The organism is Corynebacterium ammoniagenes DSM 20306 (assembly GCF_001941425.1).
Taxonomy (GTDB): Bacteria; Actinomycetota; Actinomycetes; order Mycobacteriales; family Mycobacteriaceae; genus Corynebacterium; species Corynebacterium ammoniagenes.
This window is the reverse complement of record NZ_CP009244.1, coordinates 22,819-49,324: the sequence shown is the minus strand read 5'-3', so window position 1 is coordinate 49,324 and position 26,506 is coordinate 22,819. Positions and strand designations below refer to the sequence as shown.

Below are 26,506 nucleotides of genomic sequence, written 5' to 3'. Positions count from 1 at the left end.
CTCCGCTTCGTTGCCTGGGCTTGTGAATCCGCCTGCTGTCCCGATTCCCCCATCACCGGCCTGTGGACATTAGCTGATCTCTGACAGCAGTTTTCATGTGTGCTGGCCGATCGCCTGCCCCTGTGCTGGGTTTGCGGGCCAACGCCACACAGTTGACCCTCCTGGTGGTGGTCAACGCCCTGGTGGGCGGCATGATCGGTCAACAACAGACCGTACTTCTCCTACTCGCCGAGCATGAATTCGGCCTGACCGGTTACACCTTCGTATTCACCTATATCGCTGCCTGCGGGGCGACCAAGGCCGCCGCCAACTGGTTTGCCGGAACGTGGTCGGACCGGTACGGACACAAACCGGTCCTGCTGATCGGCTGGTTGATTGCCTTGCCAGTGCCAGTCATGCTCATCCTCGCCCCGACCTGATGGTGGGCGATCGCCGCCAACGTCTTGCTCGGGTTTAACCAGGGTCTGACCTGGTCAACGACCGTGGTGACGAAAATCGATCTCGCAGGGCCTGCCCATCGGGGCCTGGCGGTGGGTCTTAACGAAGCCGCCGGGCATGCCGCGGTCGCGGTCACTTCCCTGTTCGCCGGCCACCTGGCTGAAACCCACGGTTTGTGCCCCGCCCCGTTTCTACTGGGTCTGGCCTACGCCGTCCTTGCCCTGGGCATTAGCACCTGGGGGTACGTGAAACCCGGGACCACGCTGACTTGGAGGCTGCTGAAACCAACCGCCCCGACCCTGATGCCCCTATTCCGATGTGGACCAACTCGGATATCTTCCTCGACACCAGCATCCGCGAGCCAGCACTGTCCGCCGCCAGCCAGGCGGGGTTGGTCAACAACCTCAACTTCGGACTGTCCTGGGGCCTGTTCCCCCCTGCTGTTTGCCACCGCGGAGCTGAGCCTGACCCAGATCGGGGTGCTCGGCGCCCTCTACCCCGGGGTATGGGGTGTTGGGCAGCTGATTACTGGTGCGGCCTCCGACAGGTATGGCCGCAAACCCTTTATTGCCAGCGGCATGGCCATCCAGGCCGTGGGATTGGTGGTTATCGCCCTTAGGGGTTTCCCGGATTGGGCTGTCGGCACGGTCGTCCTCGGGGCAGGCACCGCCCTGGTCTATCCCACCCTGTTGGCTGTGGTCGGCGATGTCGCCCGCCCCGCCCAGCGGGACCGCACGGTGGGTGTCGACCGAGTGCGGCGGGACCTCGGTTACGCTGCTGGCGCCTTGCTCGGTGGGATGGTCGCCGACCTCATGGGCCTGCATGCCGCCGTGTGGGTGGCTGCAGTTATCAGCGCGGTCTCCGCACTGGTGGTGGCAGTACGCCTATACGAGACACATCCGCGAGTGCATGCGGGGATTTCGGCCTGAGCCCCCCCTGCCACCGGTGCCTAGTTCCACCTCCCCTTTCTGTGTCTTGAGAGATAGAGGACCGCACCGTAGCAGTGCCGCGGGACATGAACTCACATCCGACGAGCGTGAGCCCCCTAATCCCGCTTAATCCCCATGGCCATCTCCAGGAAGGGGCAAGGATGAATCGCAAGAGGGACCGTCCCTGATGGAACGGTCCCTCCTGTCACGGTTTCAACTAGCGCTGGGTGGCATCCACCTTGGCCTGGTGGTTGAGCCATCCCTCGTAAGAGCCTTCCAGTTCAACCACGTCGAAGCCCGCATTGCGCAGACCGCTGGCCGCTACAGAACTGCGAGTACCGCTCTGGCAGTAGGTCACGATGGCCCCCTCTCCGGGGAGCTGGTCCAGGTTCCACAGCACCCGCCCGCCGTGGAGCTGGGTAGCCCCGGGGATGTGCCCGGCGGTGTACTCGCTCTTCGCCCGCACATCAAGCAGCTCTGCGACGTCGAAGGACTCGAGCTTGGCGGGATTGATCACCTGTGGCATAACCTGCGGCAGCGCCTCGATACTGGTCAGATAGCCGGCGACGGTATCGATACCCACGCGCACCAGGTGGTCCCAAAATTCCTGCGCGGACTCCTGATCCTCGGCCAACAGGACCAACGGACGGGCATCTTTCTCCGGGTCGACGACCCAGGCGGCGTAGGTGGCCACCGAGCCGCCCGCCGGGATGTTCAGGGCGCGGGTAACGGTGCCGGTGTGGACCTGATCGGCGAAGCGGGTGTCGACGAAGGCCACCTCATCGGCCTCCAACTGGGCGGCGACAGTCGCGGCATCCAGCTCGGCGAGGGGGGCGCGCTCACCCATGATGGCCGGACCACGACGATTCTGCCTTTTCATCCGGCCGAAGTAGGCCGGGGCATCAGGCTGACCATCAAGCAGCTCATCGATGAAGCCCTGCTCGTCATTGTCGGCCAGATAGCGGCCCCACCAGGAGTATTTCCGCTCGTAACCGACCGTCGTGGAAGGAACAGACCCCAACGCCTTACCGCAGGCAGAACCCGCCCCGTGACCGGGGAAGACCTGGACGTGGTCGGGCAGGGTGAGGAACTTGTCCCGCAGGCTGGCGAACATCTGCTGAGCCCCTTCAAAACGGGTATCCACACCCCCGGCGGCCTCATCCAGTAGATCGGGTCGGCCCAGATCCCCGGCGAAAACGAAGTCACCGGTGAGCATGTAGCCGGGTTCATCGGCAAATGCACCGTCGGTGACCAGGAAGGACAGATGCTCTGGCGTGTGGCCGGGGGTGTGGACGGCCGCGATGGTGATGTTGCCGATACGGATCTCGTCACCGTCGTACAGCCGCTGGGCATCAAACTCGTACTGCCAGTCCTGTCCACCCTCACCTGAGACATAAACATCCGCCCCAACGGCTGCGGCCAGCTCCCGGGTGCCTGAGAGGTAATCGGCGTGGATGTGGGTCTCGGCCACGGCGACGATCGTCATACCGTTCTTTTCTGCCATTGCCTGGTAGACGTCGATATCTCGGCGGGGATCGACTACCACGGCCGTGTTCTTGGCCTGACAGCCGATAAAGTAGCTGGCCTGAGCCAGGTCCTTGTCGTAGATGCGCTCGATGAGCATGGTTTCTCCTTCACAGGAAATCGGGGGCAACCGGGGAAGTTCTCCTCGGTCATACACCACAACCATAATACCCCACGGGGTATTCCGCAATGGTGGGGCCCTTTAAACAACGCAGCTTCAGACGCCCCTTGCGGGCCCTGTTCGCTTTTGAAGTGGATTGATGCTGAAGGACTAAGGGTGCTGTTGCAAAGTTGGGGCAGTAGGAAAAGCGACGTGAAATAATCACAGCCATGGGTATCTTCTCCGGTCGTCATTTCCCCCGTGACATCATTCTGTGGGCAGTGCGGTGGTACTGCCGCTACGGGGTGAGCTACCGCGATCTGGAGGAAATGATGACTTCAGCGGGGCGTGCCGGTCGATCACACCACGATCTACCGCTGGGTCCAGAAATATGCCCCTGAGCTGGACAAGCAAACACGGTGGTACCGGCAGGTACCTGACTGGCAGGCCAGTTCCTGGCGGGTGGATGAGAGGGTGCTGTTGCAAACTCGCGTTCTCGTCGAAAACGGCGGATCCGGTACCAGCGTTGCGCTGCACACCAACAAATAGTTAGTGATCCGGAATTCATGTTTGCAACAGCACCTCTGTGGCCTCGTTCGGCGTTGCTTCACCCTTGACATCAACGACACTTCCATAGGTTCAGCACTGGTCGGATTGGGCAAAATCTGTGTCCGGTCGGACCAGCCAAGGCTCTCAACCACTGCGCTAGGAATGATGCCGAGTAGCTCTGAATTCATCACCACGCCAGGAACCGACGCTACCCTCGTCCCGATGATTCCAGTTTGAAGTTGCAGGCCGGCCTTCAGTAATAGATTTTCTGGAGCATCATGACTAATCGATGACTTGATCCGTATAAAGCGCTCGGCACTCATTTGCTCGAGACTGATGAATCCTTCGATTTCGGCACCGCCGTGAGTGCGCACCAGCGTCGGCCCAGGCAGGTTGTGAAATAGTGGGTTCCTCCGAATAATGGCCCTATAATGGCCCTCATGAACCAACCAGTGCGCGTTGCTATTTTTGCCGACCCTGGCCTACCGTCCCGCACTGTCTCACGTGTCCTCGGTGATGGCAATGACGGAGAGAAAACTGTCGGCAGATATCTTTTCTCCCACCACAAAAGTCGAACCCCAGCGCGCCCAGATGGCACGCTCGATCTCGACACCGTTCGAGGATGGGCACGAGACGATGACGTAGATCTACTGGCCATCGTCACCGAAATCCCCCGCCGTGCCGGGCGAAAACCCAAGATCGCCGCGCTGCACTACGGGGAAGGTCTGGTCATCATTTCCCTACCAGCACTGGGATGGCAGGGCGTGACCCAGAGACTTCGCCATGTACTGTTCGACTCCCTGGACGCTCTCGCCGACCAGCAGACACCCGGAACCGACCAGCACACATCCGACTCCGGGGTGGTCTACGAGCAGGAGTCTCGTTCCGGCCGGTCCGTCTACATCACCTCTCCCTGGTGGCGACCGGGCAGACTCCGACTGGTCCTGGGCATGGTACGTACCAATGAGCCCCTGTCGACGGTATCGAAGTTGTCGGGAGTACTCGCTGCCGCGGCGGGAACTGGGGCGTTCGGCATCTTCTACTCCTCAATTTGGGAAATGGCGGACGCTTTGCCCAGCTGGCGACTGGGTCTGATTACCGCGATGGTCATTGTGACCATGGTGCTCTGGCTGATCGGTGCCAACAGGTTGTGGGAACATTCACGAAAACTAGGCGACCTGACCGAAGCCGCCATGTATAACGCCTCCACCGTGGCCACTCTCCTGCTGTCGGTCATCTTGCTCTACCTGGTACTATTTATCGGCATTCTCATCGGGGAAATAGGTGTCATCGAATCCGGATTCATGTCATCGAAAATCGGTGCGGAAGCCTCCCTCGGGAACTACGTTGATATCGCCTGGCTCAGCGCCTCGATGGGCACCGTTGCGGGTGCTCTCGGATCGAATTTCGATAGCGAAGACACCATTCGAGAACTCACCCACGGCAAACGCCTGGCACAACGATTCAAACAACGCCAAGACGCCAACGAGAACAACTGCTAATTCTCACCAAGCCAAGACACGGGGCATGACTGCCACCGGATAAACATCATGAGCGCCCTGTGGGGATTGAGGCTTATTCATAGGGGTTTAGCGCTCGCAGTCCGATCGCCGCTCTGGGGCGTGTCGCGGGGACATAAAAAGGGGACTGCCTGTTTCGATTAATGTGTGAAGAAAAACCAAACAAACAGTCCCACCAGCAAGACTACGGGGCCGTCCCCTGTTTGGTGAACACGCTGACCCCGGCCCAAAATGGGCCGGAGAATGCGAGAAACCACCATGGGCGAAGAACACCTACACCGATGAGTTCAAGACGGACGCGGTCCGACTCTATGAGGACACCACAGGCGCCTCGTTCTCCCCGATCGCCGTGGACCTCGGGATCAGCCGGGCGACGCTGAAGAACTGGGTCTACGCCGCCCGCAAGGCCCGCGGCGTCCAGCCCAGCCGCACCGCCGAAGACCCCACCGACGAGCTGTTGCGCCTGCACAAAGAAGTCCAGCACCTGCGCTCGGAGACGCAGAAACTCCCAACCGAGCGCGATATCCTGCTGCCAAGGCCGCGAAATATTTCGCGGGAGAGACGACCAGGTAGAGCCGCTTCCGATTCGTTGATGACCACCGAGACCTCTATCAGGTCAAGCGGTTGTGCCAAGTCCTGAGGATCAACCGGTCCTCGTACTACGCCTGGAAATCTGCGGCTTTCCACCCGCCGGCGACGCCTCGGTTACGTCCTTTAGCGTGGTGTATCTGTAGCTGTCGGTGAGGGCCCCATGGAAGACGTGGGCGACCACCAAAGTCACCTTTCGAATCAACTCCTACATCTCCTCGAAAGGGAACCCACGATGGCCGCTGGCCCTTATTCTATCGATCCGACCACCTATCTCGACGACCTGCTGTCCCAAGCCTCCCCGGACTTGATGAGACAGATGCTCCAGGGCTTCATCAACGAAGATCCTGTCCACCCAAGCAGACCAGATCTGCGGTGCTGATTACGCCACCACCAGCCAGGCCCGTACCAACGTCCGCAACGGTTACCGTCACCGCGACCTCGACACCAGGGTTGGCACCGTAGATGTCGCGGTCCCGAAGCTTCGGGCAGGGTCGTTCTTCCCCGACTGGCTGCTGGAACGACGCACCCGGGCCGAACGCGCCCTGACCACGGTGATCGCGACCTGCTATCTCAAGGGTGTCTCCACCCGCAGGATGAACGACCTGGTCGCCTCACTGGGCATCAACAATCTCTCGAAGTCACAGGTATCCGAGATGTCCAAAGACCTGGACTCTATGGTCGAGGATTTTCATACCCGGCCGCTGGATACCGGCCCCTACCTGTACGTCTCCTGTGACGCCTTGACCATGAAGGTCCGCGAAGGCGGCCGCGTCGTCAAAACCTCGGTGTTGTTGGCTACCGGGAACTACTCGGTATGCAGGTCGCCACCGCAGAGTCGGTGGCCTCCTGGACGGGTTTCTTTAGGGACCTCAAGGCCCGGGGTCTTAATCAGGTCTACCTGGTCACCAGCGACGCGCACCTGGGCATCCAGCACGCTATCGGCGAGATCCTACCGAATGCGCCCTGGCAGCAGTGCCGCACGCACTTTTCGAAGAACCTCTCTGGCTTGGTATCGAAGACTTAAGTGGCCGACCTTGTCGGCGATGTTTCACACGATCTTTCAGGTGCCGGACGCCGACGCAGTATGGAAGCAGGCCCGGGAGGTCGTGGCGTTCTGTCAGGAAAAGTTCCCGCAGGTGGCGGATTATCTGGAGGAAGCTCTGCATGAGCTGCTGGCGTTCACGAACGCCCCGAAGGCGGTGTGGACGAAGGTCTGGTCGAATAATCCGACCGAGCGGTTGAACCGAGAGATCCGCCGGCGTACCGACGTCGTCGGCATCTTCCCAAACCGGGACGCAGTGGTTCGTCTGGTCGGGGCGGTACTCGCGGAGCAGCATGATGACTGGATTCAGCAGAAACGCTATATGTCGTTGACCAGTCTGGAGCAGACAAAGACGGTGCTGTTGTAAACTCGCGTTTTCGACGAAAACGGCGGATCCGGCACCAGCATTGCACTGCACACTAACAAATAGTTAGTCATCTGGAATTCCTCTTTGCAACAGCACCTTCAATCTCAGCGTTGAGTTCCGGATAGTCTAGGGAACCTAAGAAAATGCCGGGCTCATGGCCTATTTGAATTGGCGACCATGCCTGCAGCGTAATCTTATTCACCCGCGCGTAGTCCACTAGACCGCCACCATCGCGCGTAAACGCATCATCCGACGTTGTCATATTGGATGTCATCCCCTGCGCAATCAACGAAGAATGCGTGATAGAAAACTGCACCTGGTTCACAAGAAGTGGCTGTTTCACAGCAGTCTTGAGCAGATCAATCTGACGCGGAGTGTGGTTCGATACGCCAAAGGCACGCACCTTGCCGGCTGCCTCAAGTTCATCAAAGGCACGCGCTACTTCTTCTGGTTCCACCAGTGCATCGGGACGGTGCAGCAACAGCACATCAAGGTAGTCCGTATTCAATGATTTCAAGGACTCATCTACTGAAGCAACAATGTGTTCATAAGACTGGTCATAGCCCCACGGATCTTCAACGATTCCTGTCTTCGACTGCAGAACAATGCCCTCGCGCTCGGACGAAGAAAGCTTCACGGCTTCTGCAAACCTACGCTCACACAGGTGGTATCCACCATCAGGAAAGTTGAAACCCTAAAGATCCGCATGATCGAAGTAGCTCACGCCCGCTTCACGCGCGGAATCATAAAGCTCACGAATTTCCGCATCAGTCTTATCTCCGATGCGCATCATTCCCGCGATCATGTTGGGTACTTGTTGCCCGCTGCTGCCTAGTTCAACGCTCCGCATATGAATCCTCCTCTAGGCTCAAAACTCTCTCGGATTAGTTTTGCGCGAGTCTAGCCCTTTATACGCGCAGAAGATCCAAATACGCCTCCAGCTGGTTAATGATCCTTTGTTTACTAAATCCTTCCGGATCCATCACCGCGGTAATCTGCGAGCCTTGCAAGAAAACCACCAGTATCTCTGCCGTGCTTTCAACGTTGGAAATTGAACGAAGCAGCCCATCTTCTTTAGCTTCCTTGAGCATGGTGGCTATCATCTCGCACCACCGATTCGTTGAAACCGCAGCTAGTGCCGCACGTTTTTCATCTTGGGCAGCACTGTCCCAGAATGACACAACTATCCGCGCCTCATCACGCAGTCGTTCAGTAAACGGAAGGACTTCCAGGCACATCGCACGCACTGCTTCAAACCCACGCAGGCCTTCGATGGACTTGCCAATACGCTCTTCAGTGGAGCTATAAACGTGTTCAAACGTGGCCTCTAAAAGGTCCATCTTGGTGGGAAAATACGGCTTTAACGCACCATTGGCATAGCCTGCTTCTTCAGCAATCTGCCGCATAGTGGCACCAGCTAGTCCCCGGCGCGCAATAACCCGCCACGTTGATTCAACAAGCTCCCGCTTGCGCTGTACATGGTCAACTACTTTTGGCATTCATTTTCTCCACTCAATAGTGCTGTTGACATTGTACTAAGCACTCTCGCTGCTCAAGTTGGTTGTTGCGTGGTTCAAACTAATTTCAGATATCCCCTTGCCAATGCGTCACTTCAAGTTTATCCTCTACACTAGTAGAACTTAAACGTGTCGTGAACCACTTTAAGAACGTAGAGAGATTCACGTCAATCCTTATTCCCGGCAGAAAAGACCGATATGGCTACTTCACCGTCACAACAAGACACTCGCAATGGGCTCAAAAGCGGAAAGCTGTCCACGGCGTCATTGGTATTTATCATCATCGCGGCATCGGCACCTTTGACAGTGCTCGCTGGTGGTGCGCCCACTAACTACGCGGTTGCAGGACTGCTCGGAGTGCCCATCGGGTACGTGGTGCTTGGCATCATCCTGGCGCTTTTCGCCGTGGGCTACGGGCGCATGGCCAGCCAGATTCAATCCTCAGGCGCTTTCTACGTCTTCATTGCGCGTGGCTTGGGACTGCGCCAAGGAATCGCGGGCGCTATTTTGGCGCTCGTTGCGTATAACCTCATGCAGATTGGCCTTTATGGACTCTTCGGGTTCTCCGCGGCCAATGCTTTGACAGCATTGGCCGGAATTGAGCTTCCCTGGTGGTTGCTTGGCATCGTGGGATGGCTCATCGTTGGCATCTTGGGCGTGAACAACATCGATTTCTCGGCCAAGGTACTTGGCGTCATCGTCACCTTGGAATTCTTGGTGGTCATTGTCTTCTCCGTCATGGCGATTGCCAATGCCCCAGAAGGAGTCAGCACCAGCGGTTGGCAGCCGGATCAGTTCTTCACCCCAGGCATCGGTGTGCTTCTAGCCTTTACGATGGCCGCGTTTATGGGCTTTGAATCCGGCGCTATCTACTCCGAGGAAGCCAAGAACCCTGAGCGTACTGTTTCACGTGCAACATATATTGCCGTCGGCATTATCGCTGCTTTTTATGCGTTCTCGGCGTGGGCGTTGCAGATGGGCGTGGGTCCAGGGAGCATCGTTAGCCAAGCGCAAGAATTTGGTCCCGACCTGGTCTTTGTCTGGCTCGCGGACTTTAGCACCACCGCATCCAATGCCGCGCACCTGCTTTTTGTCACCAGCCTCATGGCGGCGTTGATTGCTTTTCACAATGCTGCGGCAAGGTATTTCTTCTCCCTTGGGCAATCCGGGGTTCTTCCTGCAGCCTTCGGAAGAACCGCGAAGAACGGTGCGCCGATTGGTGGCTCTCTGGCGCAATCCATCCTGGCGATTGTCGTGCTGGCCGTCTTTGCCATCGTCGGCAGTGGCTCGGAACAAGAATTCCTGTTTCCAGTGGTGACCTTATTTACCTGGTTTACCAACGCCGCGGCCTTTGGCCTGACCTTCCTGCTGGCTATCACCAGCTTCGCTGTAATGGTGTGGGCGAACCGTTACCACCGCGAATACAGCGTGTTCGTGAAAACCATCGCGCCGCTGCTCGCCGGCATTGGTATGGCGGCGGTAACCGCGCTGATTCTCATCAACTTCAACCTCATGATGGACACCGAAGACTTCTTCATGATTTGGATCATGCCGGCCATCATCTTGGGATCCGGGCTCATTGGCCTTATCTGGGGTGAGATTTTAATCCGCCGCAACACCATGAACTCCGCGCACATCACGGGCGAGGTAGCGGAGATAGAACCTGCGCCCGCGGCGCCGGTGTAGGCGTTTGCCTACTCGAAGCCATCAACATTTTTCACTTCAAGAAAAGGAAACCTTAATCATGTCTAAGAACAAAGTTGTCATCATCGGTGCCGGATTCGCAGGCCTCGTTGCCGCGCGCGAGCTGCAAACCGCCGGCATTGAGTATGAAATCTTGGAGGCCAAAGACCGCATCGGCGGGCGTGCTTGGACCGAAGAGCGAATGGGTCGCCCGCTGGAATTGGGCGCTACCTGGGTGCACTGGTTCCAAGCCCACACCTGGACTGAGATCATGCGCTATGGTCAGCGCACTGAAATCACGGCGTCTCCTTCCGGCAATGATGCCCACTGGGTAACGGACGGCAAGGTAGTCAAAGGCACCGAGGATGACCTGGATGAAAAGCTCACCGCTGCAATGGGCGTGACCTATGAAGGCAGTGAAGAGTACTTCCCTAACCCGCATGATCCGCTATGGGTTCTCTCAGATGACTTCGATGGCCCAGCTGAAGTGCGGGAGCGCTTTCTTTCCGATGACCAGACAAATGCCATTGACCTGGTGAAAGAAGCCGGTTTCGACCAAGAAACTATCGATCTTGTCGATGCCTTCTGGTGCGCCGGATACATCGGCGACCCATACACCGGCTCCGCGTTGATGGCGAAGCAATGGGGCGCGCTGTCCGATAACCGCTACCGCGTGATGGAAGATATCACCTTGAAGTGGAAGCTGAATAACGGCATGCGCTCGCTTTACGATGGCATCGCCGGCGACCTCAACACCGATATCCGCCTGAATACCCCGGTGGCGAAGGTTGAGCACCATGACAATGGCGCAACCGTAACTACCGAATCGGGTGAGGTCATCGAAGCATCGGCAGTAATCTGCACCGTGCCAGTGGGCGCGCTGAGCAATATTGAATTCTCCCCTGCCCTGCCCGATGCTGTACAAAGCGTTATCGATGACAAGTGGAACTCCCAAGGTGCGAAGATCTGGATCAAGATCAAAGGTCACCACCGCTTCCTAGGCTATGCACCAAAGCCAGCCAAGATGTCCGTGGTGCGCTCCGAATACTTCATGGATGACGACACCACCATCCTGGTCGGATTTGGCTACGACAACACCAATATTGATCTCAACTCCATCGAAGACGCCCAAGCTGTTATCAACCAATGGCGCGATGACCTCGAGGTTGTCGATACCACCGGCCACAACTGGGTTGCCGATAAGTGGGCTGGCCAGGCCTGGGGAACCCTGCGCAAGGGCCAATTCACCCAAGGTTGGAGCCTTTTCGACGACATCGATTCGCAGTTATTCTTCGCCGGCTCCGATTATGCCTACGGCTGGCGCGGCGTCTGCGTCGACGGCGCGCTAGAAAAAGGCATGACCACCGCCCGCCAGGTCATCAACAGCATGCGGGAGACAAAGGAACAGTAAATGACGCAGACAACCGTATACACCGGAAAGATTTGGACCGGTGTTGCTGATGATGACTGGGTCGAAGCTTTTGCCGTTGCAGATGGCCGCATCATCGCCACCGGAACGCAGCAACACGTCGAGGACCAGGTTGGTGAGCAGCATGAGACCATCACCATTGATAAGGGCATTGTTACGCCAGGGCTTATCGATGGCCACCTGCACCTAAGCCTCGGCGGTACCCAATTGGCCCACGAGCTGGCTTTAGATCCCACCGACGATGCTGAAACTATCTTGGCGAAGGTACGCGAGTGGACGTCGCGCCTGAAACCGGGTGAGTGGGTCATTGGCGGCATCATCGGCAGCGGTGTGCTGCCCACACTGAATAACGTGGAGTTTCTAGAAAAACTCGATGAAGCTTTCCACGGCCATCTGGTGCTTCTGCGCGATGACACCATGCACAACCGGCAGATCAACACCGCCGCTTTTGAAGCCATGGGTATCACCGCTGGCTCCCCTGACCCGGAAGGCGGCACGTACGTTCGCGATGATCAAGGCCGGCTTACCGGCGCTTTATGCGAGCTAGCCTGCGCGGTGGCCGAAGGTGTCGCTGCTAGGTCCCACGTTGATCCGCAAAAGCGCCAGGTTAAAGCACTACGCACCGCACTAGATCGTCTGGCTGCGCTGGGGATAACCACCGTGCAAGACGCCGCGACCATGCTCCCGCACTTTGCGGGTCTAGCTGCTTTGGAAGAATCCGGCGCGTTGGACATGCGCGTGATTGCATCGATGCCCATTCGGCCCTTCATTGAAGACGGCACCGTGGGCGAACAACTCTTCGCCGCCGGCATGAAATTTGAAAGCGAGCACGTCAAGCCGCGCTTTGCGAAGTTCGTTTTAGATGGAGTTCCCACCACGCATACTACCGCGCTGTTAAATCCGTATAAAGGCAATCACTCCAGCCACGATCCGAACTTCCGCGGTGAGCTCTACTGGACTTTGGATGATCTCGTGGCCGCGTTGCGCCGCTGTGCGGAGTTGGGACTTGATGCCAAGCTGCACGCCACCGGTGATGCGTCGGTGCGCCAGGCTCTCGATGCCGCTGAAATCGTCCGCCAGGACGCAGGCGGCGGTCCCGCGATGCAGATTGCCCATATGTCGTTTATCTCCGAGCAGGATCTCCCGCGCTTCGCGGAGCTCAACGTCGCTGCTGACGCCTGTCCATTTATGTGGTTTCCAAGCCCGCTTACCGATGGCATCTCGGATTTCGTCACCGACGAAACGATGGCGAATATCTGGCGTTTCAAAGACCTGCTCTCCACCGGCGCTCTCATCGCGGGCGGTTCCGATTGGCCGGTTGGCCTGCCTGTTTTAAACCCCTGGTTGGGTATCGAAGGTATGGTCACCCGCCAAGCCGCTGCTGACCAATCCGATGCCAACTACGGCGATCGCACGGTCAATATCAATCAGGCCATCACACTGCACCAGGCCATGGCCGCATTTACCCGACAATCAGCACAAGCCCTGGGCATCGGCGATGAAACTGGCACGATCGAACCCGGAAAATCCGCCGATTTCATCGCAATCGACCGCAATATCTTTACAGGTGACATCGCAGAAGTTCACAACACCTAGGTGCTCGGACGGTGGGTAGCCGGGATAAGAAGCTAACTCGGCAGCTGGCCGTATTCTTCGTCGGTGACTGGTTCAAGCCATTCGTTGCGCACGCCTTCGCCGGGAGTGATAAAGGCAAGGTGGCTAAACCACGAGTCGGCCTTGGCACCGTGCCAGTGCTTCAGCCCTGCGGGAATGCTAATAGCACTACCGGGTTCTAAACTCACCGCTTCTTCGCCCTCGGCTTGGTACCAACCAGAGCCCGCGGTGCACAACAAGATCTGATCCCCGGCACCATTGTCACCGTGGTGAATGTGCCAATTATTGCGGCACCCCGGTTCAAAGGTGATGTTGGCAACGGGCACGGTGCCATCGACAAGCGGTGCGCGATAGCTTTGACCGATGAAATACTCAGCTAATTCATCGTTGGTCTCCCCGGTGGCAAAAATTTGCTCAAAATTGTTCTGGCTCATCGTTACTCCTGATATTGCTCAAGGCTGTGACAGTTTCTTCTTCCACCCTAGACCGACTGCGTTCTAGATCACAGGGTAAGAAAAGGATCAGGGCGTATTATGGTGCGTTTGTTGAAGCACGTTCTTATAGATGATCTCAAGGAGAAAAGTATGCGCCAAGTAGTTCTACACGCCCCCGGCGATATCCGAGTCGAGGACGTTGCAAAATCCTCCATTGTGGAACCCACCGATGCCGTTATTCGTGTTACTGCAGCGTGTGTCTGCGGTTCTGACCTGTGGCCTTACCGTGACTTGGAAGACGTGCAGGGACCTTCGCACATGGGCCATGAGTACATCGGTGTCGTGGAGGAAATCGGCGAGGATGTCTCCACCGTTGAAGTCGGTGATTTTGTCGTGGGTTCTTTTGTTGCCTCCGATAACACTTGTGAAATTTGCGAGGCAGGCTTTCAATCCCGCTGTATTCACCAGGTCATGATGGGTTCGATTGGCACGCAGGCAGATTACGCACGCATTCCGCTTGCCGATGGCACCCTGGTCAAAGTCCATGGCACCCCTAATGAGGAACAGACGAAGAGTTTGCTGGCTGCCTCCGATGTCTTGGGCACGGGCTGGTTTGCCGCTGACGCCGCGCAAGTAGGACCGGGCAAGACTGTTGCCGTAGTCGGCGATGGTGCTGTTGGCCTGCTGGGTATTCTCGCGGCAAAACAGATGGGTGCGGAGCGTATTATCGCGATGTCCCGGCACGCTGACCGCCAAGCTTTGGCGCGCCAGTTCGGTGCCACCGATATCGTGGAAGAACGAGGTGATGTTGGCGTTGCCAAGATCAAAGAGCTCACCGGTGGCTACGGCGCGCACTCCACCATTGAGGCGGTGGGTACCCAAGAATCCATGACCCAAGCTATCGGCGCGACGCGCCCAGGCGGTCACGTGGGCTTTGTGGGAGTAAGCCATGGCGTGGAACTCGACGGCACTGATCTTTTTGTATCCACCGTGGGTCTGCTCGGTGGACCAGCGCCAGTGCGCCGCTTTTTGCCGGAGCTTATTGATCTCATCATGACCGATCAGATCAATCCTGGCGCTGTCTTCGACCTGGTCCTACCCATCGAAGAAGCAGCGGAAGCCTACAAGGCCATGGATGAACGCCGCGCCACCAAGGTCATGCTGACGCTGTAAAACACCAGGTAACTACCTGACAACTAGTGCGAATCCGGCGCGTACTGGGCTTTCGCAAACGCAATCGCCGGGGCCATATCTGCATCAGCGATATCCCAGGCGTTTTGCGCAACCACGCCCCAGGCATCGCAAGCTGCTGCGGCAAATTCCTTGGTCTCCGGAACATCTTCCCAGGTGGCGACATCAAAGGCTGTCCCATCAAGGTACATGCCAAGCGCTACGAGGCTGAGATCCCAGCCCACACCAATGCCAATCGTGCCGCCGGGGCCATAGCTATTGAGCAGCTCATCAAAGATTTCCGCTGGGGTGGAGTGCTCTACTTCGACAGTGGTTGCCTCACCGTCGGCAAAAAGACGTAAAGACAGCTCCGTGGACATGCCGGGGCCCATCGCCCATGTGACTTTATACATCTGCGGCTCATCACACTCGAGGATGTCTCCCCCAGCATTGTCTTGGACTTGAAAGGTCCCTCCGGTACGCAGCTGGCCATCTACCTGGCCAAACCATTGCGCCAACTCTTCACGCTGGGTTAGTGCGTTCCACACCCTTTCTACTGACGCCGTGTAGTTTCGGCGCAGCAACACCGAACGGCCCTCGCCGCTGGTCACGGGCGCATTGCCGATCTCGCGGTGGGTGTTATTGATATTTTCATTATTGATCATTTTTCATTCACCTCTTCTTCGTCAATTATGCCTGCGTGAGGCGGCGAATACCGCATGAATTCTTGTCATTGGATTGAAGATAGTACAGCATACACTGTATGATCAGTGCATGCTGACCAATCAGACCAAACTTGATGTGATGAACCGCCTGGGACGCGCCATGGCAGATCCCACGCGCTCACGAATTCTGCTGACGCTCTTGGAAGCCCCCAGCTATCCTGCGGTCTTATCGCGCGCTTTAGGGCTCACCCGCTCGAATGTTTCAAACCATCTAACGTGCCTGCGTGATTGCGGCATTGTCATAGCCGAGCCCGAAGGCCGGCAAACGCGCTACTCCATTGCTGATCCCCACCTCGCTGCTGCTTTGAACGCACTGGTTAATGTCACCCTTGCTGTTGATGAAAACGCACCGTGCATCGATCCGCAGTGCGAGGTTCCCGGCTGCTGCGAGCCAGAAAGAAGTGCTTAGAATGACGACAGCAACGCACATCGAAAAGCCTCAAGACGTCCATGACGGCGACGCCCCCTGGTGGAAAGATAGGGAAATTCTCCTGCCCGTACTCTCAGGGATCGCGCTGCTCGCGGGCCTTGTTTGCCAGTGGCTCGGGGTAGACACCCCTGCCCTTGTCCTGTTTTGGGTTGGTTTGCTGCTGGGAGCCTTCACCTTTACCCCTGGCGCAATTCGCAATCTTTTTCAGGGCAAACTCGGCATTAGCCTGCTGATGACAATCAGTGCGGTTGGCGCGGTCATTCTCGGTTATGTCGCAGAAGCAGCTGCACTCGCGTTTTTGTATTCCATCGTGGAGGCCTTGGAGGACAAGGCAATGGATCGCGCTCGCAATGGACTGCGAGCCCTATTAAAACTTGTCCCGGATACCGCAACAGTCCTCATCGACGGATCCCCGGTCACGATTGCGGCGGCAGACTTAAAAGTAGGCCAAATCATGGTGGTGCGCCCCGGAGAAAGGGTTGCCACCGATGCCCTTGTGAAATCTGGACGCAGCAGCGTAGATACCTCCGCGATTACGGGCGAGTCCATCCCAGTGACAGTTGGACCCGGGGATGAGGTTGCTGCCGGAGCTGTGAACACCTCCGCCCTGCTGGAAGTGGAGACGACCGCTGCGGGAGGAGATAACTCCCTGACCACGATGGTGGAATTGGTGGAAAAGGCCCAATCCGAAAAGGGCCATCGTGCACGCATCGCTGATCGCATTGCCCGTCCTTTGGTACCAGGGGTTTTGATCCTCGCTGGTCTCGTTGCTCTGCTCGGAGCTCTATTCGGAGATCCGGAACTGTGGATCACGCGCGCGCTGGTTGTACTAGTCGCTGCATCGCCGTGCTCACTGGCAATTTCTGTTCCTATTACCGTCGTGGCAGCCATCGGCTCGGCCAGCAAGTTCGGAGTGATCATCAAATCTGGTGCAACCTTTGAACGCTTCGGCGATATTAAGCACGTAGCGCTTGATAAAACTGGCACATTAACCCGTAATGAACCCACCGTTACTGCGGTTGTGACAACCAATAATGCAACCGAGGACGAGGTGCTCAACCTTGCAGCTGGGTTAGAGCAGCACAGTACACATCCACTCGCCCAGGCAATTACAAGTGGAGCATCCCAACCTTTGCCCGCCACCGATACATCGGAGCAGGCCGGGCAGGGAGTCACCGGCATTATTAATGGCGTATCGGTGGCTGTTGGCAACCCTCGCTGGCTTGATGCCGGCGTGCTTGCTGAACGCGTAGACGAGTTAGAACACCAGGGCATGTCCGTGGTGATGGTGCATCACCATAATTCCTTGATCGGGGCCATCGGGGTGCGCGATGAATTACGGGCAGAGGTTCCCGAGGTTATTCAAACCCTCAACGACCAAGGCATCACAACGACGATGCTCACCGGCGACAATAACCACACGGCGCGGGCCCTTGCCTCCCAAGCTGGCATTACAAACGTGCGCGCGCAGCTGCGTCCACAGGATAAAGCCGCCGCGATTAAGGAACTTGGCGTAGACGAAACGGTCGCGATGATTGGCGATGGCATCAACGATAGTCCGGCGCTTGCGTCCGCTGATGTCGGCATCGCGATGGGAGCCACCGGTTCAGACGCCGCCATTGAGTCCGCTGATATTGCCTTTACCGGAAACGACCTGCGGCTGATTCCACAGGCACTCGCCCACGGTCGCCGCGGGCGTCGCATTATGAATCAAAACATCATCTTGTCGTTATTAATCATCATTGCCCTGCTCCCGCTCGCACTATTCGGTGTCCTGGGACTTGCCACTGTCGTTCTCATTCACGAAGTTGCCGAAGTCTTAGTCATCCTCAATGGCCTGCGTGCAGCACGCACCCGCCGGAGCCAACTCTTGGCCTAATCCTTAATGCGGCTAGGCAATGAACAAGGGCTTGGTAGATTTTTCTACCAAGCCCTTCTCTTGTGGAGCATAGGAGAATCGAACTCCTGACCTCCTGCTTGCAAAGCAGGTGCTCTACCAATTGAGCTAATGCCCCAAGCTCGCGCTTTTACAAGCTTGCGCTAGGTATTTAGGGTACTCTTCGCACGTTACTCAAGCAAAACGGCTGCTTACACTAATACCGATTGCCGGTGAAATTACTTGGCATCCACTTCTTTAATCCGGCGCAAAATTCGTTGCCCAATGGTGTGGACTTGCTGCACTTGCGTCTTAGTCAAGGGATCAAAAAGCACCTTTTGCACCTGCTCAACGTGACCGGGGGCAGTTTCTACTACCTTGTCATAGCCGGCATCGGTAAGCGTAGCGACGGTATAGCGCCCATCATCCGGATCCGCGCTGCGGGTAACCCAGCCCTTCTTCTCCAGCTTGGCGATAACCTGCGATAACCGTGACAACGAACCATTAGCCGTTTCCGCCAATTCGCTCATCCGAAGGGAACGATTGTCCGCTTCCGATAGCCGTGCCAGCGCGGTATAGCCAAAGTGGCTCAAGCCAGCATTTTGGGTCAGTTGATGATCTAGTGAGCGATCCACCTCAATAATCAACGCCATGAGGGTATAAAAGGCATCCTTTTGCTCATCATTGAGCCAACGCGTTTGAGGTTCGGAAGCCTTTCCTGATTGATTTTCCGTGCGATTCATAAGACTCAGCCTATCAGAATGGGAAACAATTTCAACACAGACTAGCAGGTAGTTGTTAAATATCGCTTTACTTTTAAAGTATCGCGTGTTAGTTTTTACTTAAGCCTTGAAGCGTATAGGAGAAAATATGTCCATTCTTCCCGATCCACGCACCCAGGTACGCCCCGCTGGTGCTTTAGACGATCTGCGTGCCATGGCGATCCCGCGTGCCCACGAACAACGCCACTGGGATCCCAGCGATGGGCCACTACCGGCACTTTTTGTCAGCCATGGCGCACCCCCGACCTTGGATGACGCTGAATGGTTGGGCTACCTCTACAAGTGGTCACAGTCCTTACCGAAACCGCGTGCTGTTGTTATGATTTCCGCGCACTGGGAAAATGCCCCGGTGGCGATTTCTGCATCGGCAGCTGGCACTCCGTTGTACTACGACTTCGGTGGTTTCCACCCGCGCTACTACACCTTGAAGTATGAAACCCCAGATGCCACTGAGTTGGCCCAGCGTGTAGCTGGTTTATTGGGATATTCCCCCGTTCACCAATTCACCGACCGCGGACTAGACCACGGCGCATTTATCCCTATGATGGCCATGTACCCAGCCGGTGATGTACCGGTTATCCAAGTATCCATGCCTTCGATGAACCCATCCGACCTGCAAGAATTAGGCAATAAGCTGCGCAGTCTGCGTGAAGAAGGAATCTTGGTGGTTGGTTCGGGCTATATGACACATAGCTTTGCCGTGATGCGCGATCCCTCACTCCAACCCTATATCCAGGACTTTGATGACTGGGCTGGCGAAACTATCGCGCGCGGGGATGTGGATTCTTTGCGTGATTACTTGGCTAAAGGCCCTGGCGCGCGAATTGCGCACCCGACTGCGGACCATTTCGTGCCCTTGTTACTGACCATGGGCGCTGCTGATGATCCCACCACGGCGCGGACCGTATTTAACCGTGTTGGGCTAGGCAACCATATTCGCTCCATCGAGGTCTACTAATCCGCCGGAACTAGAACTCACAATAAAGCAGGGTGGGTACCGATCCTCTGCTGATGAACGGTACCCACCCTGTTGTATTTTCACGGTGCTGTGAGATTTACACGCGCGCGACCTTTGCTTCCGCGGCTTCGAGTGCCTCGCGCATGAGTTGCGCTGCCTGCGACGGGGTTCGGCCTACGCGAACACCGGCTGCTTCCAAAGCACGCTTTTTACCAGCGGCGGTACCGGAAGAACCAGAGACAATAGCGCCAGCGTGCCCCATCGTCTTGCCTTCTGGAGCAGTAAAGCCTGCAATATACGCAACGACTGGCTTGGTGGCATACTCAGCAATGTAATTAGCTGCGTATTCTTCGGCGTCGCCACCAATTTCACCAATCATCATGATGGCCTTGGTGTCAGGATCCTTTTGGAATTCTTCAATGGCAGCGATGTGTGTTGTACCAATAATTGGGTCACCACCGATGCCGACGCAGGTGGAAAAGCCGATATCAGAAAGCTCGTACATCATCTGATAAGTCAGGGTGCCGGACTTCGAAACCAGCCCAATGGATCCTGGTTCCGGTGCGGTTTCTGCCGGAATGATGCCAGCGTTGGACTGCCCTGGGGTGATAATACCTGGGCAGTTGGGGCCAATAATGCGGGTATTGGATTCCTTCGCCAAGGCGAAAAACTCCGCGGTGTCCTTGACCGGCACGCCTTCGGTAATAACGATAGCGAGCGGAATATTGGCATAGATTGCTTCTTCTACCGCAGCTTTTGTGAACTTCGCGGGCACGAAAATCACGCTGACATTAGCGCCAGTGGCCTGAATTGCTTCACGCACCGTGCCAAAGACTGGGATCTTTTCACCCGTTTCAAAGGACACGGTTTCGCCAGCCTTTTTAGGGTTGACTCCGCCCACGATATTGGAACCGGATCCAAGCATGCGCTGAGTGTGCTTCATGCCCTCAGAACCGGTCATACCCTGAACGATGATTTTGGAATTGGAATCGAGATAAATAGCCATGAGTGTTCTTCTTCGTCCTTTTATACTTTGAAGCGCTTAAGCCTTCACCGCTACGGCGGAGTCAGCGAGTTCTGCAGCAACACGTGCTGCCTCATCCATGGTTCCGACTTGGCGCAGTTTCGGCAGGTCCGCATCCTTCAAGATGGAACAACCCAAGTCCGCGTTATTTCCGTCCAAGCGAACAACAAGAGGCTTTGGTTCAATTTCTTCCGATTCCAAAATACGGAACGCCTGAACAATGCCCTTAGCAACTTCATCGCAGGCAGTAATGCCGCCGAAGACATTGACGAAGACGGACTTGACCTGGGGATCTCCCAAGATTACTTCCAGACCATTGGCCATAACTTCAGCGTTCGCACCGCCGCCGATATCAAGGAAGTTCGCCGGCTTTGGTTGGCTGGCGAGATCTTCACCGGCATAGGCGACAACGTCCAATGTCGACATCACAAGACCCGCACCATTGCCAATCACACCGACGGAACCATCAAGTTTGACGTAGTTGAGGCCCATCTTCTGAGCTTTGAGCTCCAGTGGATCCTGCGCGTAGTGGTCTTCTAGTTCCGCATGCTCTGGGTGGCGGAATCCCGCATTTTCATCCAAAGATACCTTGCCATCGAGAGCAACGATATCGCCCGAAGACGTCTTCACCAGTGGGTTGACCTCCACTAGCGTCGCGTCTTCTTCCTCGTAGGTGTCATAGAGTTTTTTGAAAACTGGCACCAGCTTATCGGTATCTTCTTCGCTGAAACCGGCTTCGGTGGCAATCTCCCGCGCCAAAGTGGTGGTCATTCCGTCAAGCGGGGAGAAACTGCGACGAACCAGTGCTTCTGGGCGTTCAACAGCGAGGGTTTCAATTTCCACGCCACCTTCTTTAGACAGCATGACCAAATAACGGCGCTTGGTGCGATCTAAGAGAATGGAGAAATAATACTCTTCCGCGATATCTGCACCTTCGGCAATCATGACGCGGCGTACGGTGTGATCCTTGATCTTCAGCCCAAGGATGTCATCGGCAGCCTGCGCGGCCTCAGCCGGGCTTTTGGCCAGCTTGACGCCACCGGCCTTGCCGCGACCACCGACTTTCACCTGGGCTTTTACGACCACAACGTCTGTACCGAGCTTCTCCGCTGCCTCTTCCGCCTGAGTGGGTGAGGTAGCGACGATGCCGCGAAGTACAGGTACATCATGCTTTTCAAACAAGTCACGAGCTTGGTACTCGTAAAGGTCCACGGTGAGACTCCATTCTCATTTAACGCTGCAACATAACCAACATCACAGTATATGGGAATTCGCGGACGTATACCGCCGATCTCAACAAATGGCATGGCAGAAATTGCTAACTACAATTTGCACACTTAACAACGGTCGAACATGCCCGTAATTCAGTACGAAAAACCCTGGGACTGACACTGCGAGAGGCGAACACTAGTGAACCTGCGCGGCTTTGCCAACTTGGCGTAACCCACCCCCAGAGCTCTCCCCCATACCGCTGGGAAAATCGCCTCCGAAACGAACCCCGTCCCGGCGAAAGTGGGTCTATCGTTGAGCTATACCCAGTTCTTCCCACGAAGTGAAGCGTAGTCATGGCAAATAATGCGGTCATCGATGTACGCGGGTTGACCAAGACCTTTGGTCAATTCCGTGCTTTAGATCAGGTGGATCTGACTGTGGAGCAAGGCCATGTGCATGGCTTTCTCGGTCCCAATGGGGCCGGCAAATCCACCACGATTCGAGTGCTTCTGGGGTTGTTGAAAGCTGACGGTGGATCAGCGACGGTGCTGGGGCAAGATCCGTGGCGGGATGTGGTGGAACTGCATCGAAAGCTGGCGTATGTGCCCGGTGATGTCTCCTTGTGGCCCGGGATGACCGGTGGTGAGGCTATTGACCTGCTGGGGTCTCTTCGCGGTGGGTTGGAGGAGAAGAAGCGAGCAGAACTCGTTGAGCGTTTTGAGCTGGACCCCACCAAACGCGGCAGGCAGTACTCCAAAGGAAACCGGCAAAAGGTAGCCATCATCGCCGCATTGTCCTCCAACGTGGAGTTATTGATCTTGGACGAGCCCACCAACGGGCTCGACCCTCCGATGGAGAAGGTCTTTCAAGAAGTCATCGGAGAGGCCAAAGAGCGTGGTACTTCGGTGCTCTTGTCCAGCCATATTCTGGCCGAGGTGGAAACACTCGCGGATCGTTTATCCATCATCCGCGATGGCACGATTGTAGAAACTGGCTCCCTGGCTGAACTGCAAAGTCACGCGCGTACCTCGATCCAAGCCACGTTGGAGCGGGTGCCACAGAAATCGGAGCTGTCGCTATTTTCCGACATCCACCTGGATGATAAAACCCTCAACGCCTCCGTAGACTCTGATCGCATTGGTGAGGCCATGACGCAGCTGGTGCCATTTGGGCTCGATTCTTTAACTGTAGAACCGCCCACCTTGGAGTCATTATTTCTGCGCTTGTATGACAAGGACGAGCAATCATGAGTGCATTAGCTGGGCATACGCTCGCGGGCACAGGGCCTTTATTGCGGGCGTCGTTGAAGTACGAAAAGAAGTCTTTTGCCCCGTGGATTGTCATCGCCACAGCACTATCGGTCTCGTCCGTGGTGGTCTATCCCTGGGTGTATCCGGAGCAAGCGGACCGCGTGGAATTTGCTGCGGTGGTGGGATCCAACCCAGCGTTGAGCTTGATTTTTGGTCCCGCTTTCGATCTTTCCACCAGCGATGGTTTTAACGCCTGGCGAGCGTTGGCTCTCGGCGGGTTCCTCACTGCCTTGGGCGCAATTTTCATCGTGGTCAAAGCAACTCGTGGGCAAGAAGATTCCGGGCAAGCGGAGCTATTGGCATCCGGGGTCATGGGTCGTGGCACGCGGTTGTTTACGGGCATGTGTTTAGCTTTGATCTGCTCGGTTTTAGTCGGAGCCATCTCTGGAATAGCCACGGCGTTGTGCGGCGGAGAATGGGAAAACTCCCTGCTGTTGTGCGCCACCTTTACTGCCACGGGATGGATGTTTACCGGAATCGCAGCGATCGCAGCGCAATTGGGAGGCGATGCCCACAGCGCTAATACCTTGGCGTTGTCCGTACTCGGCGTGTTATTTGTATTGCGCGGGTTTACTTATTCTATTGAAGCTCCGCAGTGGACGGTGTGGGTAAATCCTTTGGGGTGGATGACTGAAACCCGCCCTGCAACAGGAAATCACTGGTGGCCTCTTCTTTTAGCCGTGGCTTTTACCACAGTTGCACTGGTTAGTGCCTTTATTCTTGATGCCCGGAGAGATTTTGGTCAAGGTGCTACGCCCCCACGCCCTGGGCCAGCTCGCGGTAAGGTGCATTCTCCATTGCGCTTGGCATTAAGAATCAACACCGGATCAATGATCGCGTGGGCCTGTGCCTTTGGCGTACTGGGTGTGGTCTTTGGCTACTTTGCTACTTCGGTCGAAGAGATCCTGCGCAATGACAGTGCGGTCTCACAGATTCTCGCTGCGGGTGCGACGACACCGGATGCGCTGATCTCGGAATTTATAGTAACCATTTTGAGCATGGTGGGCATCATTGCCTCTGTCTCTGGTGTGCAAATGATGATTAAGATCCGCCATGAAGAATTAGAAGACCGTCTGGAACCGCTGCTTGCCACGGCCATAAGCCGCACCCGCTACCTGGGCAGCAATGTAGTTATCGTGCTGCTCGCACCGGCAGCCTATGTACTAATAGCTGGCACAGTCATTGCTGTATTCGTTGATAAGGCGGATATTGGTATGTCCTTGGCCGAGGTATTACTCCAGGCTGTGACCGTTATCCCTGCGGTATGGACGGTTGTAGCTTTGGCCGTTGCCGTGGTCGGCGCGCGACCCATGGTCTTATTAGCAGCGTGGGCTGGGGTGTTGATCTCGTTTGCGCTGACCATCCTTGGCCCGCCATTTAATTTGTGGGACTGGATTCTTGCCATTAGCCCGTACTGGCATATCCCGAATGTGGTCAATAGCGGTGATTCGTGGGCAGGGCTTCTGTGGATAAGCGTTATTACCGTGGCATTTTTAGCCCTGGGGTTTGCCGGTTTCCGCCGCCGTGATCTGGCTCAGCACTAGTTAGAATTAAACATTCGAGAAAAAATACCTGCTCAGCACATTTATTGCGCTCAAAACGGTGTATTGATGGATCGGCTCATGGCTATACTTTTGCCATGTCAGGAATTGAAGCCAAACGGGTACGCACCCGTCACTTTTTCGAGGCCAAAGCCGCTGGTTCTCCCATCTCGGCGTTGACTAGCTACGACGCGCTATCAGCACGCATATTTGATGAGGCAGGCATCGATATGCTGCTCGTCGGCGATTCCGCGGCCAACGTCGTGCTTGGCCGGGACACCACGCTATCGATCACCGTCGAGGAAATGATCGTCTTTGCCAAGGCCGTTGCACTCGCGGCACGCCGCGCGTTGGTGGTCGTGGATCTTCCGTTTGGCAGCTACGAAACTTCCCCTGAGCAAGCAGTTGCCACGGCGGTAAAAATTATGAAAGAAACCGGCGCACACGCAGTCAAGGTAGAAGGCGGGGAAGAACGCACAGACACCATTGCAGCCATCGTCGCCGCAGGTGTTCCAGTGTGCGGGCATATCGGTTTTACCCCGCAGTCTGAGCACGCGCTGGGCGGCCCAGTTATTCAGGGCCGGGGTTCTGGCGCGGAGAAACTCGCTCGCGATGCCCGCGCCGTAGAAGCTGCCGGTGCATTCGCCGTCGTATTAGAAATGGTACCGGCTCAGATCGCGGCCGAGGTTACCCGCGAGATTTCCATCGCCACAATCGGCATTGGCGCCGGCCCAGACACCGATGGCCAAATCTTGGTCTGGCAGGATGCTTTCGGTCTCAACCGGGGCAAGACCGCGCGCTTTGTGCGCCACTACGCGAGCCTGGGTGATTCACTTTTCGATGCCGCCCGCGCCTACGCCGACGATGTCTCCACCCGCAATTTTCCAGCGGTGGAGGAATCCTACGAATGAAGCTGATTAAAACCACAGCAGAGCTTATCGATGCCCTCGTAGCCGTCCGCGGCACCATCGCCCTAGTGCCCACTATGGGCGCGCTTCACGATGGGCACTTAAGCCTCATCTCCGCCGCACACGCCGACAGCGACTCTGACAACGACGTGGTCATCGCCAGCATTTTTGTCAACCCACTGCAGTTCGCGCAGCTCGGCAACTGCGATGATTACCGCAACTACCCCAGGGATGTCGACGCGGATGCACAGCTTTTGGAATCCGCCGGGGTAGATTTTGTCTTCGCCCCTGAGGTGGCGGAAATGTATCCGCTCCGCACACCGGAAGTATGGGTAAGTACCGGCGAGATGGGTTCGCAGCTTGAAGGCGCCAGCCGGCCTGGGCATTTCGACGGTGTTGCCACCGTGGTCACGAAACTGTTTAATCTCATCCGCCCGCACCGCGCCTACTTTGGGCAAAAAGATGCCCAGCAGCTAGCAATCATCAGGCGGATGGTCCACGATTTGAACCTACGCGTTGATATCCGCGCCGTTCCCATTAGCCGTGGCGCGGATGGTCTAGCGGAATCAAGCCGCAACCAGCACCTGAGCGCCAGCGATCGTCGCAAAGCGCTCGCGCTGCCGACAACGCTAACCGCACTGCGCGATCGCCGCATCGATCTTGATCAAGCCCGCGACCAACTCCGCAACTGTCCCGGCGTGGACATGGACTACCTCGAGGTCGTCTCTCCCGATACCTTGCAGCCCATTACCTGGCCACCAACTGCACCCGCTTTAGCCCTGGGAGCTATCACCGTTGGTGGGACCAGGCTGATCGACAATATGGATATCTAG

22 protein-coding genes, 1 tRNA gene and 3 pseudogenes are annotated in these 26,506 nt (G+C 56.5%); 16 read left to right on the top strand and 10 right to left on the bottom strand.

Translation table 11 applies throughout. The annotated features are described in order from the left end of the window. The first annotated feature begins 95 nt into the window (after window positions 1–95). Window positions 96–1,367, top strand: a pseudogene (locus CAMM_RS00250) (MFS transporter). Between the two features lie 217 nt (window positions 1,368–1,584). On the opposite strand, the gene CAMM_RS00245 reads toward CAMM_RS00250, so the two are convergent. Further along, complete coding sequence (locus CAMM_RS00245; protein ID WP_003848352.1) at window positions 1,585–2,991, bottom strand: MBL fold metallo-hydrolase; 1,407 nt, start codon at window positions 2,989–2,991, stop codon at window positions 1,585–1,587. Between the two features lie 230 nt (window positions 2,992–3,221). On the opposite strand from CAMM_RS00245, the pseudogene CAMM_RS00235 reads away from it, so the two are divergent. The 4 genes and pseudogenes from CAMM_RS00235 to CAMM_RS12750 form a co-directional block, all read left to right on the top strand. Continuing rightward, window positions 3,222–3,462 (top strand): annotated as a pseudogene (locus tag CAMM_RS00235) (IS6 family transposase); the annotation flags it as partial. Window positions 3,463–3,980: 518 nt separating this feature from the next. Beyond that, entirely contained in the window at window positions 3,981–5,042 is a 1,062-nt protein-coding gene (locus CAMM_RS00230) for a hypothetical protein (RefSeq protein WP_147581017.1), read from the top strand. A gap of 217 nt (window positions 5,043–5,259) precedes the next feature. Then, the gene (locus CAMM_RS13190) at window positions 5,260–5,700 is read left to right on the top strand and encodes a transposase (RefSeq protein WP_077715779.1); all 441 of its coding nucleotides are present in this window, start codon (window positions 5,260–5,262) and stop codon (window positions 5,698–5,700) included. 183 nt (window positions 5,701–5,883) lie between these two features. Beyond that, window positions 5,884–7,060 (top strand): annotated as a pseudogene (locus CAMM_RS12750) (IS256 family transposase). A gap of 67 nt (window positions 7,061–7,127) precedes the next feature. Here CAMM_RS12750 and CAMM_RS00210 read toward each other — a convergent pair. From CAMM_RS00210 to CAMM_RS00205, 3 genes are read right to left on the bottom strand one after another with little or no spacing between them, the layout of a single operon-like run. Further along, entirely contained in the window at window positions 7,128–7,724 is a 597-nt protein-coding gene (locus CAMM_RS00210; protein WP_240940970.1) for an aldo/keto reductase, read from the bottom strand. Window positions 7,725–7,754: 30 nt separating this feature from the next. Beyond that, window positions 7,755–7,910, bottom strand: coding sequence for a hypothetical protein (locus CAMM_RS13010; RefSeq protein ID WP_003848373.1), 156 nt, complete (start codon window positions 7,908–7,910; stop codon window positions 7,755–7,757). A gap of 58 nt (window positions 7,911–7,968) precedes the next feature. Further along, window positions 7,969–8,559 carry a TetR/AcrR family transcriptional regulator gene (locus CAMM_RS00205; protein ID WP_003848371.1) on the bottom strand — a complete coding sequence of 197 codons (591 nt, stop codon included), beginning with the start codon at window positions 8,557–8,559 and terminating at the stop codon, window positions 7,969–7,971. A gap of 216 nt (window positions 8,560–8,775) precedes the next feature. On the opposite strand from CAMM_RS00205, the gene CAMM_RS00200 reads away from it, so the two are divergent. From CAMM_RS00200 to CAMM_RS00190, 3 genes are read left to right on the top strand one after another with little or no spacing between them, the layout of a single operon-like run. After that, complete coding sequence (locus CAMM_RS00200) at window positions 8,776–10,263, top strand: APC family permease (protein ID WP_075761497.1); 1,488 nt, start codon at window positions 8,776–8,778, stop codon at window positions 10,261–10,263. A 58-nt stretch (window positions 10,264–10,321) separates the two neighbouring features. Continuing rightward, entirely contained in the window at window positions 10,322–11,671 is a 1,350-nt protein-coding gene (locus CAMM_RS00195) for an NAD(P)/FAD-dependent oxidoreductase (RefSeq protein ID WP_040355246.1), read from the top strand. Then, window positions 11,672–13,285, top strand: a complete 1,614-nt coding sequence (locus CAMM_RS00190; protein WP_003847094.1) for an amidohydrolase — start codon at window positions 11,672–11,674, stop codon at window positions 13,283–13,285. Window positions 13,286–13,317: 32 nt separating this feature from the next. Here the strand turns inward: CAMM_RS00190 and CAMM_RS00185 are convergent, their stop codons facing one another. Then, entirely contained in the window at window positions 13,318–13,737 is a 420-nt protein-coding gene (locus CAMM_RS00185) for a cupin domain-containing protein (RefSeq protein ID WP_003847093.1), read from the bottom strand. Between the two features lie 150 nt (window positions 13,738–13,887). Between CAMM_RS00185 and CAMM_RS00180 the strand changes: the two genes are divergently transcribed. Further along, a complete protein-coding gene (locus CAMM_RS00180) occupies window positions 13,888–14,910 on the top strand; it encodes a zinc-dependent alcohol dehydrogenase family protein (RefSeq protein ID WP_040355314.1) in 1,023 nt (340 codons plus the stop codon). Between the two features lie 23 nt (window positions 14,911–14,933). Here CAMM_RS00180 and CAMM_RS00175 read toward each other — a convergent pair whose 3' ends face one another. Further along, window positions 14,934–15,572, bottom strand: coding sequence for an SRPBCC family protein (locus CAMM_RS00175; RefSeq protein WP_003847088.1), 639 nt, complete (start codon window positions 15,570–15,572; stop codon window positions 14,934–14,936). Window positions 15,573–15,681: 109 nt separating this feature from the next. Between CAMM_RS00175 and cmtR the strand changes: the two genes are divergently transcribed. Both cmtR and CAMM_RS00165 read left to right on the top strand, forming a co-directional pair. After that, window positions 15,682–16,041: a Cd(II)/Pb(II)-sensing metalloregulatory transcriptional regulator CmtR gene (gene cmtR, locus CAMM_RS00170; protein ID WP_003847086.1), complete on the top strand. Its 360-nt coding sequence runs from the start codon at window positions 15,682–15,684 to the stop codon at window positions 16,039–16,041. Between the two features lies 1 nt (window position 16,042). Beyond that, entirely contained in the window at window positions 16,043–17,941 is a 1,899-nt protein-coding gene (locus tag CAMM_RS00165) for a heavy metal translocating P-type ATPase (protein WP_003847083.1), read from the top strand. 63 nt (window positions 17,942–18,004) lie between these two features. On the opposite strand, the gene CAMM_RS00160 is transcribed toward CAMM_RS00165, so the two are convergent. Together CAMM_RS00160 and CAMM_RS00155 are read right to left on the bottom strand one after the other, a co-directional pair. Then, a tRNA-Ala gene (locus CAMM_RS00160) sits at window positions 18,005–18,077 on the bottom strand. A 100-nt stretch (window positions 18,078–18,177) separates the two neighbouring features. Then, window positions 18,178–18,681 (bottom strand): MarR family winged helix-turn-helix transcriptional regulator, encoded by a 504-nt coding sequence (locus tag CAMM_RS00155; RefSeq protein WP_003847081.1) that lies wholly within the window; start codon window positions 18,679–18,681, stop codon window positions 18,178–18,180. Window positions 18,682–18,808: 127 nt separating this feature from the next. On the opposite strand from CAMM_RS00155, the gene CAMM_RS00150 reads away from it, so the two are divergent. Next, window positions 18,809–19,678, top strand: a complete 870-nt coding sequence (locus CAMM_RS00150) for a DODA-type extradiol aromatic ring-opening family dioxygenase (RefSeq protein WP_003847080.1) — start codon at window positions 18,809–18,811, stop codon at window positions 19,676–19,678. Between the two features lie 97 nt (window positions 19,679–19,775). On the opposite strand, the gene sucD is transcribed toward CAMM_RS00150, so the two are convergent. Together sucD and sucC are read right to left on the bottom strand one after the other, a co-directional pair. Next, complete coding sequence (gene sucD / locus CAMM_RS00145; RefSeq protein ID WP_003847078.1) at window positions 19,776–20,684, bottom strand: succinate--CoA ligase subunit alpha; 909 nt, start codon at window positions 20,682–20,684, stop codon at window positions 19,776–19,778. Between the two features lie 36 nt (window positions 20,685–20,720). After that, on the bottom strand, window positions 20,721–21,914 hold the full coding sequence (gene sucC / locus CAMM_RS00140) for an ADP-forming succinate--CoA ligase subunit beta (RefSeq protein ID WP_003847076.1): 1,194 nt from the start codon (window positions 21,912–21,914) through the stop codon (window positions 20,721–20,723). 353 nt (window positions 21,915–22,267) lie between these two features. Here sucC and CAMM_RS00135 point away from each other — a divergent pair, with 353 nt between their 5' ends. The 4 genes from CAMM_RS00135 (at window position 22,268) to panC (ending at window position 26,506) form a co-directional block, all read left to right on the top strand. Continuing rightward, window positions 22,268–23,164 carry an ABC transporter ATP-binding protein gene (locus CAMM_RS00135; protein WP_003847074.1) on the top strand — a complete coding sequence of 299 codons (897 nt, stop codon included), beginning with the start codon at window positions 22,268–22,270 and terminating at the stop codon, window positions 23,162–23,164. Beyond that, window positions 23,161–24,768 (top strand): ABC transporter permease, encoded by a 1,608-nt coding sequence (locus CAMM_RS00130; RefSeq protein WP_003847072.1) that lies wholly within the window; start codon window positions 23,161–23,163, stop codon window positions 24,766–24,768. Before CAMM_RS00135 ends, CAMM_RS00130 begins: the two co-directional genes overlap by 4 nt. A 95-nt stretch (window positions 24,769–24,863) precedes the next feature. Further along, entirely contained in the window at window positions 24,864–25,676 is an 813-nt protein-coding gene (panB, locus tag CAMM_RS00125) for a 3-methyl-2-oxobutanoate hydroxymethyltransferase (RefSeq protein WP_003847070.1), read from the top strand. Further along, a complete protein-coding gene (gene panC / locus CAMM_RS00120; protein WP_003847069.1) occupies window positions 25,673–26,506 on the top strand; it encodes a pantoate--beta-alanine ligase in 834 nt (277 codons plus the stop codon). Before panB ends, panC begins: the two co-directional genes overlap by 4 nt.

Bases quoted from the DNA above. Each gene is read 5' to 3' on its own strand.
- CAMM_RS00245 (WP_003848352.1), bottom strand. From the start codon at position 2,991: ATGCTCATCGAGCGCATCTACGACAAGGACCTGGCTCAGGCCAGCTAC.
- CAMM_RS00230 (WP_147581017.1), top strand. From the start codon at position 3,981: ATGAACCAACCAGTGCGCGTTGCTATTTTTGCCGACCCTGGCCTACCG.
- CAMM_RS13010 (WP_003848373.1), bottom strand. From the start codon at position 7,910: ATGCGGAGCGTTGAACTAGGCAGCAGCGGGCAACAAGTACCCAACATG.
- CAMM_RS00205 (WP_003848371.1), bottom strand. From the start codon at position 8,559: ATGCCAAAAGTAGTTGACCATGTACAGCGCAAGCGGGAGCTTGTTGAA.
- CAMM_RS00200 (WP_075761497.1), top strand. From the start codon at position 8,776: ATGGCTACTTCACCGTCACAACAAGACACTCGCAATGGGCTCAAAAGC.
- CAMM_RS00195 (WP_040355246.1), top strand. From the start codon at position 10,322: ATGTCTAAGAACAAAGTTGTCATCATCGGTGCCGGATTCGCAGGCCTC.
- CAMM_RS00190 (WP_003847094.1), top strand. From the start codon at position 11,672: ATGACGCAGACAACCGTATACACCGGAAAGATTTGGACCGGTGTTGCT.
- CAMM_RS00185 (WP_003847093.1), bottom strand. From the start codon at position 13,737: ATGAGCCAGAACAATTTTGAGCAAATTTTTGCCACCGGGGAGACCAAC.
- CAMM_RS00180 (WP_040355314.1), top strand. From the start codon at position 13,888: ATGCGCCAAGTAGTTCTACACGCCCCCGGCGATATCCGAGTCGAGGAC.
- CAMM_RS00175 (WP_003847088.1), bottom strand. From the start codon at position 15,572: ATGATCAATAATGAAAATATCAATAACACCCACCGCGAGATCGGCAAT.
- cmtR (WP_003847086.1), top strand. From the start codon at position 15,682: ATGCTGACCAATCAGACCAAACTTGATGTGATGAACCGCCTGGGACGC.
- CAMM_RS00165 (WP_003847083.1), top strand. From the start codon at position 16,043: ATGACGACAGCAACGCACATCGAAAAGCCTCAAGACGTCCATGACGGC.
- CAMM_RS00155 (WP_003847081.1), bottom strand. From the start codon at position 18,681: ATGAATCGCACGGAAAATCAATCAGGAAAGGCTTCCGAACCTCAAACG.
- CAMM_RS00150 (WP_003847080.1), top strand. From the start codon at position 18,809: ATGTCCATTCTTCCCGATCCACGCACCCAGGTACGCCCCGCTGGTGCT.
- sucD (WP_003847078.1), bottom strand. From the start codon at position 20,684: ATGGCTATTTATCTCGATTCCAATTCCAAAATCATCGTTCAGGGTATG.
- CAMM_RS00135 (WP_003847074.1), top strand. From the start codon at position 22,268: ATGGCAAATAATGCGGTCATCGATGTACGCGGGTTGACCAAGACCTTT.
- CAMM_RS00130 (WP_003847072.1), top strand. From the start codon at position 23,161: ATGAGTGCATTAGCTGGGCATACGCTCGCGGGCACAGGGCCTTTATTG.
- panB (WP_003847070.1), top strand. From the start codon at position 24,864: ATGTCAGGAATTGAAGCCAAACGGGTACGCACCCGTCACTTTTTCGAG.
- panC (WP_003847069.1), top strand. From the start codon at position 25,673: ATGAAGCTGATTAAAACCACAGCAGAGCTTATCGATGCCCTCGTAGCC.